The organism is Altericista sp. CCNU0014 (genome assembly GCF_044923475.1).
Classification (GTDB): domain Bacteria; phylum Cyanobacteriota; class Cyanobacteriia; order Thermosynechococcales; family Thermosynechococcaceae; genus JAAURS01.
Genome location: NZ_CP137338.1, coordinates 3,310,957 through 3,322,634, shown reverse-complemented (window position 1 = coordinate 3,322,634; position 11,678 = coordinate 3,310,957). Strand labels below are relative to the sequence as shown.

The following is an 11,678-nucleotide window of genomic DNA, read 5'->3' as shown; positions in this document are numbered from 1 at the left end:
AGATCTCAAAACTAGATCTCACTTCAAAGCAGTATTCAGCAGACTTTAGAGTTCGGGAGTTCCATAAGTGTCTACCTTATACCGTCCTTAAAACGATCGGCGATCTGACATTGAGAGCTTTCACAAAAAGGGGAACTATAAAGCCCAAGTTTTTGCTTTAGAATTAACCACAGAACGGGTATATCATCTATTAGATATCTTTTCCAAAGTCGCTTGGGTTCTGAATAAAGTCTAAACGCCCATTCCAAGCCCATGTACGAAAGAAATCTAGGCGCGCGTTTTTTTACACCTGCCTCAAAGTCAATCGTCGCGCCAATGGCAAGAAAAATTTTTACTGTTGGCATCTTTTCTTTAAATTGGTATATCCATTTCTCTTGTTTTGGGGATCCCACGCCTACTGCCAGAACTGTTGGGCGACATTGGTTGACTTTATTAATAATTTCTAGACATTCTTGCTGACATTGCTCGAATCCAAAAGATGGGGAATGAGCGCCAACAATAATTGAACGTTCAATTTTGCGTTCGATCGATTCTTTGGCCTTCTCTGCAACTCCTCGATCGCCTCCCAATAAAAAAATTCTTACATTCTCATTATCTCGATGAAATTGATAGAAAGCAGGAAAGAAATCCGATCCTGCAATTTTTTCTCTTAATGGATTTCCTAAAAAATACGATGCATAAAATAGAATCCGACTATCGCATATTTTATAATCGGCATTACAGTAGATATTGAAGAATTCTGGATCGCGCTGTAAATTCATTAAATGGTCTGCATTTAAAGTCAATACGACACCGCAGTTTAGATTTTCAAGTAACTCTGCTCGAGTTAAATTGTCTACTTGAACGTTTAGAAGCTGTACCCTTGCTTTCCAGCTTGTCGATGCCGATCGCCATAGGAGGGTGCGCAAAACAACATTATCAAGGAATAAAGAGAACCTATTGACGGATCGCTTATTAATTTGCTGTAGGTTAATTATGCCTGGCTTAACAGCCAAACTTAGCCAATCTCCGCCGTAATAATTTCTGACCTCACTACAGGTCGCTGGGTAAATACCAAAAAGACTCATCTCGCCTCTTAAGACATTCAGAAATAGAGGAAGTTTATCGAGGCGAGCTTTTCGAAGAAATTTGCCAACGCGAGTAACACTCGGTTTTTTTCGGTAATTCGTATACTGAAAACTCCGATCTTTTAAATGAAAATTTTCAATTAGAATAGTTGTTCGAAATTCCCATATCTTAAAGCGTTTTCCTCGCAAACCGATTCGATACTGCGGAAGAAAAATCGAGCCTGGAGAGTTAACGTAGATAGCAGTAGCAATCATTGGCAGTGCGAGCCCTAGAATGCTCAGCCCTACCAAGGCAGCTAGGATATCCCGTACGCGCCTCAACCCGCTCAATATTGCAGCACAAAAACCCGTGGAAGCGGTCACCTCTCCTTCTGACCTTGACTGCAAAGCCAAAGCAAACATGAGTTCTGAATAATTAATTTCTCCCAGTTCTATTAAAATATCTCCTAACCGTTTTCTATTGAGTGGTTTTGGATATTCTTTTTGCCGATCGAGAGCCTTTTGTAAATTCTCTCGATCGATCAAGTTGTTGTGTAGAAGAATCGTTCCTAACTTGGCCATAGGAGGATATCCAAAACTCGTCGTTTAAGCGTATTAAACGTGTTAAGCAGTTAACTTGAATTGGAAAATACTTATGATTCTGCGATCGCAAGATCGGCAGCAATGGCTCAGTGCGATCTAACGGCTTCAGTAACTCTGGCAGCGCAGCGCATTAACTCTTGAGTGCTACCAGGTTTGATTTGCAGTTGTTATGCTGAGTGGGGTAGAAATCTAATGAAGTCCTTATTAATAGAGACTTTTATGAAATTGCATTGCGTTCTTGATAGCTTAAGTCTACAGCCGGACGCTCGCTTCAAGAGATTGCTGAAAGTCCCCCTATCCTATCAAAATATGTTAAATGTATTGATACAGGTTGTCAAGCCAGAACGTATATCCATATATATAGATTTGCGCTCGGTCGGATACGCCTGCAAAGCCCGAAAGCAATGCTGTGCAATACATGCAGAACTTAAATTGCGTGACATCAAAATCCAATAACTTATGAATTCATGACTTGGTTCTATCCATCTTTATATCTATTTATGCTCGATTTATATTTCATTTACATTTAAAATCTTTCTTTGGACGTATTCATTGCAACTCAATTTTGCCCTTCGGGGATATTTGTTTTGGCTCTAAGCTCGAGCCAAAGGGCATTTCAGGAAATGAAATTCACCAAAGTCCAGGATGAACACAATCTGCTTGTTTCATTGCCAGTTGAGTATTGCAGTCTCGACCGAAAAGATATTCGAGATCCTTTAAATGTTTCCTGAAAGACTTTAGATGCGCGGCCAAAAGGAGGTAAATCGTTAATGCTACTCTTACAGCAATTCGCAATAGAGGCTCGTGCAGAGATACGAACGGGATGATTTACGGGAAGGAAAGTCTACCGCTATCATAAAGGCTTTGATGAGGAGTTTTATGGTACGCTACGACGTCTACGGTCTCGGGAATGCGCTACTCGACATAGAATGCGAAGTGACACCAGAGGTGTTGCAACAATTGGGCATCGACAAGGGCGTCATGACCCTGCTGGACGAAGACGCTCAAAACAAAATCCTGGCTCACCTTCACGGATACTCGACCAAGCGCAGTGGTGGCGGGTCTGCGGCCAATACCATCATTGCAGTCAGTCAATTTGGCGGCAAAGCCTTCTACTCCTGCAAAGTTGCCGATGACGAACCCGGACAACATTATCTAGACGACCTCGTGGTCTGCGGCGTTGAAACTAACTTTAAAAACCGCCTCGCCGAACCCGGCATTACGGGGAAATGTCTGGTCTTCGTCACCCCCGATGCCGATCGCACCATGAATACGTTTCTGGGCATTTCCTCCAGCTTCTCCGAAGCCGAACTGATGCCCGAGGCGATCGCCGAATCTGCCTACACTTACATCGAAGGCTACCTCGTCACGGGAGAGCAGAGTCAGAAAGCTGCCATCAAAGCGAGAGAAATTGCTACAGCCGCCGGCCAGAAGGTAGCGCTGACCCTTTCAGACTTAAACATGGCCAAGTTCTTCAAGCAGGGCCTGTTGGACATCATTGGCCCTGGCGTTGACTTTTTGTTTGCCAACGAGAGCGAAGCTTGCCAAATGGCCGATACGCAGGATCTGAGCGAAGCGCTCGAGCACCTCAAAACCCTAGCGAAGGGATTTGCCGTGACCTGCGGGCCCAAAGGTTCGCTCATTTTTGATGGAGAAACGCTGGTTGAAATCGATCCCTTTCCCGTTAAAGCGATCGACACGGTTGGCGCTGGCGATATGTATGCCGCAGGCGTACTTTACGGCATTACCCATGGGATGGACTGGCCGACAGCGGGGCGTTTGGGTTCCATGGCCTCTGCAAAATTGGTGACGACGTTGGGGGCGCGCATGCCAACTGCCGACCTACAGTCGCTGCTGGCAGAGTTGCAAGCACGAGTTTGACGCTTGAGACGCTGGGGTATCGGGACAGAACCTAAAAAGTCGCACCTTGTCCGTAAAGTTCTTTACAATTTGAGGAAGGGTTGCGAAAGGTAAAGAACGTGGGCGACAAGGTACTGTTGACCCCCACCGGGAAATGGATGGTGGGAGGGGGCGTGGCCGTTGCGTTGGGTTTGACAGCGTTAGGTCTTTTGCAATTCGCGAATCGACCTTCTGCAAAGCAGGCCCAGCCTGCCCCCGCAGCGTCACCCGCTGCGGCCCTTGTTGGAAAAATTTCGGCACTGGGTCGCATTGAGCCTGCGGGCGAGATCGTTCAGGTGGGAGGGCCATCGGGAGAGCGCATCGGTCGGATGTTGGTCAAAGAAGGGCAGTCCGTGGCTGAAGGACAGCCGATCGCCTACTTAGAGTCCTATAACGAGCGGCTTGCGGACAGGGGCGTGGCTCAAAGTCAACTCAAGGATGCGTTAGCTCAATTCAGCAGCACGCAGCAGTACGGAAACGCCCAAATTGCCGAGGCGCAGACGCGGCGATCGCAAGCGGACGCGCCCAAACAGAAAGAGCTGGCGGCCCAAAATGCAACCATCGCTCGTCTCAAAGACGAATTGGCGATCGCCCAAACAGATCTGAACCGCTTTCAGTCGTTGAAAACCAGCGGGGCCGTTTCTCAAAGGGAGCTAGACGACAAGCGACTTGCCTATCAATCTAAAAACGGACAGCTTCGCGAAGCCATTGCCCAACGCGCCAAAATTCAGCAAGAATGGAACACCAGCCTGCGGAATGCCGACGCTCAAGTTCAGTCGGCGAGGGCAGAACAAGGGCGATCGCAGGCTCAAATCCAAGTCGATACGGCTCGCAGCAATTTAGCCCTCGCCCAGGCCAGACTCGAGCGAACCATCATTCGAGCGCCGCAGTCGGGTCAAATTTTGAAGGTGCTCAAAAAGCAAGGCGAGGCCCTCGAGCCGAGCGTGGGCGGAAGTTCTGGCGGGCAAGGGATTGTAGAGCTGGGCAATACCTCCCAGATGTACGTCGTTGCTGAAGTCTACGAGACAGACGTGAGCCGCGCGAGGGTCGGTCAACGCGCTGTCATCGCCAGCTCTGCGTTTCCAGGAGAGATTGCTGGCATTGTGGAGCAGGTGGGGCTCAAAATTGGCAAAAACGACGTGACGAACACGGACCCAGCGGCCAATACCGACACCCGCGTCGTAGAAGTTAAAATCCGCCTCCTCAACAGTCGCCCCGTTGCCAATTTGACCAACCTTCAGGTGCAGGTTTTAATTACTCCAAAGTCTTAGCAGCGCGATGATTTTTGCAATTCCCCTCGCTTGGCTTCAACTCTCCCGCGAAAGAATGCGCCTTTTAGTCGCGCTGGCGGGAATCTCCTTTGCCGTCATTTTGATGATGATTCAGCTCGGGTTTCGGGACGCGCTTTTCGATGCATCCACGACGATGCACATCAACCTCAATACCGATATCGTATTGATCAGCCCGCAGTCTACTTCCCTGATTGCAATGAAGAACTTTGCGCGGCGGCGGCTCTATCAAACCCTGGCCATGCCTGGGGTCGAATCGATTACGCCCATGTCTCTCGGGTTCGGTAACTGGATCAACCCCGAAACGCGCAAACCTCGCCAGCTTTTGATTATTGCTTACCCGCCAGATGCGGATGTCTTCTCGCTGCCAGGCATCAAAGAATATCAAAACAGAATGAAAGAAGAAAATGTGGTGCTGTTCGACGAAGCATCGCGACCTGAATTTGGGCCGATTGCGGAGTGGTTTAGGGAAGGTAGAACGGTCAGCACCGAGGTTTCAGACCGCAAGGTCACGGTGGGTGGAATTTTCCGACTGGGGGCTTCGTTTGGCGCAGATGGCAATATCATCACCAGCGATCTCAATCTGATGCGCATTTTACCCGAGCGATCGCTGTCTTTAATTGATGTCGGCCTGATTAAGCTAAAGCCGGGGACAGACGTATCCCAGACGCTCCAAGCCATTCGTAAAGCCCTGCCCGGCGATGTCAACGTGCTGACTAAATCCAGCTTTGCCGATTTCGAGCGGTTCTACTGGCAAAGCAGTACGGCGATCGGGTTTATTTTTAGCCTCGGTTCGGCAATGGGCTTCATTGTCGGCATCGTAATCGTGTACCAGATTTTGTACACTGACGTGTCGGATCACTTGGCAGAATATGCCACCCTTAAGGCGATGGGCTACCGGAGCTATTTCTTGATTTCGGTGGTGTTGCAAGAATCTCTGATTTTAGCGGCCCTGGGCTATCTGCCCGGCTTCTTCCTCAGTATTGGGCTTTATAGGCTGACTAAAAATGCAACTTCGCTCCCCATCGGCATGACGGTAGACCGGGGCATCACGGTTTTTATCTTGACGGTCATCATGTGCGTGGTGTCTGGGGCGATCGCCATGCGTAAAGTTCAGGCTGCTGACCCTGCGGATATTTTTTAAGCCATGACACTCGAACCCGTTATTGCAATCGATAAAGTCAATCACTACTTTGGCAGCGGCGCGTTGCGCAAGCAAATTTTGTTTGAGGTCACGGCCTCCATTTATCCCGGCGAGATCGTATTTATGACGGGCCCTTCTGGGTCGGGAAAGACCACGTTACTGACCCTGATCGGGGCGCTCCGCTCTACCCAGGAGGGAAGCCTCAAGGTGCTAGGACAAGAACTCCTCAACGCCTCGTCTGCCGATCGGGTGAAGGTACGACGCTATGTTGGGTATATCTTTCAGGCCCATAACTTGCTGAAGTCCCTCACGGCTCGCCAAAACGTCCAGATGGCGCTGGATCTCCATCCTGAAATTCCTGGCCCGGTGGTGTACGAGCGCTCTTGCAAGATGTTGCAGGAGGTGGGCTTAGGCGATTTTATCCACCAATATCCCCACAATCTATCGGGAGGGCAGAAGCAGCGGGTGGCGATCGCCCGCGCCTTGGTGAGCCAACCTAAGATCGTGCTGGCGGACGAACCGACGGCAGCGTTGGACAAGCAATCGGGTCGGGATGTGGTGGAAATCATGCAGCGGTTGGCGAAGCAGCAGGGCTGCACTATTTTGATCGTGACCCACGACAACCGGATTTTGGACGTGGCCGATCGCGTTATTAACATGGAAGACGGCTATTTGACGGCACTGGATCCGGCGATCGCCTAGGTGGGGGAGCGCAAGTTTTGGTTAAACTTTTGGGGTAGAGCGGATTCGGTAGCGGGTCCGGTGTTTGCTAAACTTGCCCCTACGGCCTCAGAAATTGGAATGCCATCATTGGAATGCCATGAAATCTTTACATCGTACCGATCTGTACGCGTGGTCTATCTTCGACGCCGAACGCAATGTGGACTTTAACAGCATTGCCTGGATTCGGGCTGAAGGAAATGTTTTGATCGATCCGCTGCCGCTGTCGGACCACGACTGGAATCATTTACAATCCTTGGGGGGTGCGGCTCATATTGTCATTACAAACTCCGATCACCTTCGAGACGCGCGCGAGATCGCGCTCAAAACAGGCGCTCGAGTGGCTGGCCCTCAGGCAGAACGGGCGACGTTTCCGATTCAGTGCGATCGCTGGCTTCAGGATGGAGATACAGCGGTACCTGGGTTGGAAGTATTAGAAATGCAAGGCTCTAAGACCCCTGGAGAATTGGCATTCCTGCTAGAGGATCACACCCTCATTACGGGCGATTTGGTGCGCGCCCATCGGGCCAACGCCCTGATGGTGCTTCCCGATCCAAAGCTGAAGGATAAAGCGGCGGCGATCGCCTCAGTCCGCCGCCTTGCCGATCTCGAGCAAATTGAAACGGTGTTAGTGGGGGATGGGTGGTCGGTTTTCCAAAACGGACACCTCTACTTAGAGCAGTTAGCGACGGCAATTTCCAACCCGTAAAACAGCAGAACGTTTATAGTTAGGTTAAAGTGCTGGCTATCGCAACCAGCGATCGAACGACAGCATCCAGATAGAATTTTTCTTGCCCTGCAAGCGTTGAGCGATCGCCCCCATCCCCGATCTTTTTCCCGTCAAATTTTGGACCTCATGCTGTCTCAAATTCAGGAACTTGCCGAAAGCTTAGCCCCGCGACTCATTGAAATTCGTCGCCACCTCCACCTCCACCCCGAACTAAGCGGGCAAGAATACCAAACCTCGGCTTACGTGGCGGGGGTTTTGTCCTCCTGCGGGTTGAAGGTGCGCGAAAATATCGGCAAAACAGGCGTGATTGGCGATCTGGCGGGACAGGAAACCGACCCTCGCCGTTTGGCCGTCCGCACCGACATGGATGCATTGCCCATCCAAGAGCGAACGTCCTTGGCGTTCGCCTCCCGCAATGTTGGCGTCATGCACGCCTGCGGCCACGATATCCACACGACCGTCGGGTTAGGCACCGCAATGGTTTTGTCGGAGCTGCGAGCGCACCTGCCCGGTTCGGTTCGCTTTCTGTTTCAACCGGCTGAAGAAATCGCGCAAGGAGCCGGATGGATGATTGCCGATGGAGCCATCGAAGGCGTCAATGCCTTTCTGTCGTTGCATGTATTTCCCTCCATTCCGGCAGGTTCCATTGCAGTGCGCTACGGCTCTTTGACCGCCGCCGCCGATAATCTGGAGCTGACGATCGTTGGCGAGTCGGGCCACGGGGCGCGGCCCCACGAGGCGATCGACGCGATCTGGATTGCCGCTCAGGTCATCACCACCCTCCAGCAGGCCATCAGCCGCACTCACAATCCTCTCCGCCCGGTCGTGCTGACGGTCGGGCAAATTTCTGGGGGACGCGCTCCCAACGTGATTGCCGACCGAGTCGTTCTGAAGGGGACCGTGCGATCGCTCCACCCCGAAACCCACGCCCGCCTTCCAGAGTGGATCGAAGACATCGTGGCGGGGATTTGCAAACCCTACGGCGCTCGCTACCAGCTCAACTACGAGCGGGGGGTACCATCTGTCCACAACGATCCGCGCCTCACGCAGCTTTTAGAGCGCTCGGCCCAAGCTGCATTGGGCGTCGAACGCGTATCCGTCTTGCCAGAACCCTCGCTCGGGGCCGAGGACTTTGCGCTTTTCCTGGAGCACGCTCCTGGTTCGATGTTTCGGTTGGGCGTAGGGCGTAAAGGTCAAACCAACCATCCCTTGCACCATCCCCAGTTTGAAGCGGACGAATCTGCAATTTTGACGGGTGTTGTCACGATGGCCTACAGCGCTTGCAATTATTGGGAGCAGGCCAATGAAGCCTAGGTTGGCGCTACGGACTAGGGCGGTTTTGGTGCGGTTGCGGTCCGATTTTTGTAGGCCTCAAAAAAACGCCAGAGTTTGTACGCCAAAAATCCAAAAATCCCGCTGACGAGCGCGCCTGCCGCGATCGGTACGGTCACGGCAAGGGTGGATAAGGTCGCTGCGACGAGGAGTTCTAAGGCGGCAAAAATGGGATTGGCCAACCCGCCCGTCGCTGCCGTTGACGTACCGCGCAAAAGATTCATCATTCCTTTGGTCAACCCCGCCGTGCCGCCGCCCGCCACGAGTGCCAGCGTCCACTTCACCAATGGATCCATCTCCGGTGCGAGGGAAGCAGTCATGACGGTTCCGGCCAAAATGGCGGCTGGGGTAGCAACTACGTCTAGGACGTGGTCGAACCAAGGAATGGCGTAGCCCAAAATTTCTAAGAGGGCGGCGATCGCAAACAATCCGAGCGCCTGAGGGCTTTCAATCCAATCAAAGTCAGTCGGCAGATCCACATGTCCGAACACTGCTGCCGCGCTGAGAACCAACAGCGGCACGAACACCCGAAACCCAGCAGCGCTGCTCAGGGCGATCGCTAGCATGAGTTCGATTAACGTATCAAAATTCAGAAAGGCAGGCACGTTCAGTTCCTCGATTGTCAGCGCTGACCTAACCCCAAATGGCCTTCAAATCCAGCATAAATCCGGGCAGCACATCTTCCCCTGAGAGCTGTTGGGGGGATTGAAGCATTTCCACAGGTCGATCTGGACGATAGATTTCTACTTGTTTAGTTTGAGGATCGATCAGCCAACCTAACCGAACGCCGACCGCGATGTACTCCTTCATTTTGTTCCGCAAGGTTTGAAGGTTGTCGGTTGCAGAACGCAGCTCGATCGCAAAGTCCGGTGCGAGGGGCAAAAATTTGTTGGGGTCGGGCTGTAATTCGTCTAGGCGTTCTTGGCGCACCCAAGCTGCATCGGGCGATCGCTTGGCACCGTTGGGCAAAGTAAAGCCCGTGGACGAATCAAAGGCTTTACCTGTTTTTGTGGTTCGGCTCCAAGCCTGAACTTGATACGTCAGTTCGCTGTTGCGATTTCCGGTTCCCCATCCCGTCGGCGGCATAATAATCAAATCTCCCGATGCAGTTTGTTCGAAGCGCAGATCTCGATTGTTGCGGCAAAGTTCTTCAAACTGCTCGTCTGTGAGCTGAATGACAATCGGGTCAAGTTCGAAGACGGGATCGAGTTCAAATACGGGGGAAACCATACTCTTTGCTGCCAGAGTTGTTAGTTGTAGTTTAGCTCAAGCTCATTTTCTTCTAAAAGTTCGTCGAAATTGCCTCTACCGGACAAGTCGGGACGCACTGCTCGCAAACAATACAGCGCGATCTCGTGAAGTTGAGCATAAAGGTTTTGGGGTCTAGGGTGAGGGCCTCGGTAGGACAGACCCCCGTACAAAGACCGCAATGGACGCAGGAGTCTTCGTCGATCAAAATCTCGCGATTGGCAAGGGAAACGCCGACATCCTGCGATCGCAGCCAGTCCAAGGCTGCATCAAGCTGGTCGATATCGCCCGACAGCTCCACGACCACCTTACCGACTTGGTTCGGCGCGACCTGCGCCCGAATGATATTCGCCGCTACGTTGAAATCCTTTGCCAGTCGATACGTTACCGGCATTTGGATCGTGCGGCGCGGAAACGTGAGAGTGACGCGCTTTTTCACGGTCGTTTGTCAGAGTACTCTTCTTAAATTGTATGAGAGTTCGAGCGGTAAGGGTTCGGACTCCTTTGCGTCCGGCTGAAATCCCTCGCGCTGGCGCGAGTTCTAAGTTGGCTTGGCCCTGCGATAAAAGGGGCGCTTGACAACCGTTGCAGGACAAGCTTTGCCGCGAATCACGACGTCAAGGGTCTGTCCGGGTCGAGCGAGATCGGCTCGGACGTAGGCAAGGGCGATCGCCTTTTCTAAGGCTGGGCCAAAGGTTCCGCTGGTGACCGCTCCCACCGATTGCCCCTCTAGCTGAAGGTCATAGTCGTGGCGGGCAATATGGCGGCCCTGCATTTCAAGGCCGACGAGGCGACGCGTAAGACCCCGCTCTTTTTGCGCCAGCAACGCTTCGCGCCCGATAAAACTCGGTTTGTCCAAATTCACGACCCATCCCAAACCCGCTTCAAGGGGGGTAGTCGTGTCATCGATATCTTGACCGTAGAGCGCCATCGCTGCCTCCAATCTCAGAGTATCGCGCGCGCCCAGCCCGCAGGGCACCACACCCAGCTCCAAGAGACGATCCCAAAGTGCGATGCCCCCTTCAGGCGGGAGCATGACTTCAAACCCGTCTTCTCCGGTGTAGCCCGTGCGGGCAACCCAGACGGGCCGATCCATGAGGGTAATGTAGGCGTGACCGTAGATGGGAATGCTGGAGAGGGGATCGGGCGTGAGGGTTTGGAGAAGGGCGATCGCCTGGGGCCCCTGGATTGCCAACAAACAGTTGCGATCGGACTCGTCGATGAGAACGCATTCAGGGGGGAGGTGCTGTACCAGCCACGCTTTGTCTTTTGGAGTCGTGGCCGCATTGACAATGAGCGTTGCAGTGCTGAGTCCAGATGCTAGGTTCTCTTGGGCGTAAATAATAAGGTCGTCAACGATGCCTCCCTCTGGATTGAGCAAGACCGTATACTTTGCCTGACCGGGCTGTAGCGCCGACAAGTCGGAGGGAACGAGGGCCTGAAGAGATGTCAATACATCGGGACCTTGGAGCTGAAACTTTCCCATGTGGGAGATATCAAACATCCCGGCCTGTTTGCGCACGGCCAGATGCTCCGCAGTAATGCCTTGGTATTGAATGGGCATCTCCCATCCGCCAAATTCCACCATTTTTGCCTTGAGGGAAGTGTGGCAGTGAAAAAGCGGCGTTTGTTGCAGCGATCGATCTTGACCCAAAACGGTTTTCTCC

General features: G+C 52.2%; 11 protein-coding genes. 6 read left to right on the top strand and 5 right to left on the bottom strand.

Annotated elements, in window-relative coordinates:
- Window positions 1–71: 71 nt before the first annotated feature.
- Window positions 72–1,628, bottom strand: a complete 1,557-nt coding sequence (locus R6H26_RS15965; protein ID WP_404783671.1) for a WecB/TagA/CpsF family glycosyltransferase — start codon at window positions 1,626–1,628, stop codon at window positions 72–74.
- Window positions 1,629–2,528: 900 nt separating this feature from the next.
- On the opposite strand from R6H26_RS15965, the gene R6H26_RS15960 reads away from it, so the two are divergent.
- The 6 genes from R6H26_RS15960 (at window position 2,529) to R6H26_RS15935 (ending at window position 8,745) form a co-directional block, all read left to right on the top strand.
- Window positions 2,529–3,530, top strand: coding sequence for an adenosine kinase (locus tag R6H26_RS15960; protein WP_404783670.1), 1,002 nt, complete (start codon window positions 2,529–2,531; stop codon window positions 3,528–3,530).
- A 98-nt stretch (window positions 3,531–3,628) separates the two neighbouring features.
- Window positions 3,629–4,819, top strand: coding sequence for an efflux RND transporter periplasmic adaptor subunit (locus R6H26_RS15955; RefSeq protein WP_404783668.1), 1,191 nt, complete (start codon window positions 3,629–3,631; stop codon window positions 4,817–4,819).
- Window positions 4,820–4,826: 7 nt separating this feature from the next.
- The gene (gene devC, locus R6H26_RS15950; RefSeq protein ID WP_404783667.1) at window positions 4,827–5,981 is read left to right on the top strand and encodes an ABC transporter permease DevC; all 1,155 of its coding nucleotides are present in this window, start codon (window positions 4,827–4,829) and stop codon (window positions 5,979–5,981) included.
- A 3-nt stretch (window positions 5,982–5,984) separates the two neighbouring features.
- On the top strand, window positions 5,985–6,683 hold the full coding sequence (locus R6H26_RS15945; protein ID WP_404783665.1) for a DevA family ABC transporter ATP-binding protein: 699 nt from the start codon (window positions 5,985–5,987) through the stop codon (window positions 6,681–6,683).
- Between the two features lie 118 nt (window positions 6,684–6,801).
- The gene (locus R6H26_RS15940) at window positions 6,802–7,410 is read left to right on the top strand and encodes a hypothetical protein (RefSeq protein WP_404783664.1); all 609 of its coding nucleotides are present in this window, start codon (window positions 6,802–6,804) and stop codon (window positions 7,408–7,410) included.
- A gap of 147 nt (window positions 7,411–7,557) precedes the next feature.
- Window positions 7,558–8,745 carry a M20 family metallopeptidase gene (locus R6H26_RS15935; RefSeq protein ID WP_404783662.1) on the top strand — a complete coding sequence of 396 codons (1,188 nt, stop codon included), beginning with the start codon at window positions 7,558–7,560 and terminating at the stop codon, window positions 8,743–8,745.
- Window positions 8,746–8,759: 14 nt separating this feature from the next.
- On the opposite strand, the gene R6H26_RS15930 is transcribed toward R6H26_RS15935, so the two are convergent.
- The 4 genes from R6H26_RS15930 to gcvT all read right to left on the bottom strand — a co-directional run bounded on the left by R6H26_RS15930 (window position 8,760) and on the right by gcvT (window position 11,665).
- Window positions 8,760–9,368, bottom strand: a complete 609-nt coding sequence (locus tag R6H26_RS15930) for a DUF4126 domain-containing protein (protein WP_404783660.1) — start codon at window positions 9,366–9,368, stop codon at window positions 8,760–8,762.
- 28 nt (window positions 9,369–9,396) lie between these two features.
- A complete protein-coding gene (locus R6H26_RS15925; RefSeq protein WP_404783659.1) occupies window positions 9,397–9,993 on the bottom strand; it encodes a Uma2 family endonuclease in 597 nt (198 codons plus the stop codon).
- 52 nt (window positions 9,994–10,045) lie between these two features.
- Window positions 10,046–10,450 carry an NIL domain-containing protein gene (locus tag R6H26_RS15920; protein ID WP_404783657.1) on the bottom strand — a complete coding sequence of 135 codons (405 nt, stop codon included), beginning with the start codon at window positions 10,448–10,450 and terminating at the stop codon, window positions 10,046–10,048.
- Window positions 10,451–10,552: 102 nt separating this feature from the next.
- Window positions 10,553–11,665 (bottom strand): glycine cleavage system aminomethyltransferase GcvT, encoded by a 1,113-nt coding sequence (gcvT, locus tag R6H26_RS15915; RefSeq protein WP_404783655.1) that lies wholly within the window; start codon window positions 11,663–11,665, stop codon window positions 10,553–10,555.
- Between the last annotated feature and the right edge of the window lie 13 nt (window positions 11,666–11,678).

Bases quoted from the DNA above. Each gene is read 5' to 3' on its own strand.
- R6H26_RS15935 (WP_404783662.1), top strand. From the start codon at position 7,558: ATGCTGTCTCAAATTCAGGAACTTGCCGAAAGCTTAGCCCCGCGACTC.
- R6H26_RS15925 (WP_404783659.1), bottom strand. From the start codon at position 9,993: ATGGTTTCCCCCGTATTTGAACTCGATCCCGTCTTCGAACTTGACCCG.
- R6H26_RS15940 (WP_404783664.1), top strand. From the start codon at position 6,802: ATGAAATCTTTACATCGTACCGATCTGTACGCGTGGTCTATCTTCGAC.
- R6H26_RS15965 (WP_404783671.1), bottom strand. From the start codon at position 1,628: ATGGCCAAGTTAGGAACGATTCTTCTACACAACAACTTGATCGATCGA.
- devC (WP_404783667.1), top strand. From the start codon at position 4,827: ATGATTTTTGCAATTCCCCTCGCTTGGCTTCAACTCTCCCGCGAAAGA.
- R6H26_RS15945 (WP_404783665.1), top strand. From the start codon at position 5,985: ATGACACTCGAACCCGTTATTGCAATCGATAAAGTCAATCACTACTTT.
- R6H26_RS15960 (WP_404783670.1), top strand. From the start codon at position 2,529: ATGGTACGCTACGACGTCTACGGTCTCGGGAATGCGCTACTCGACATA.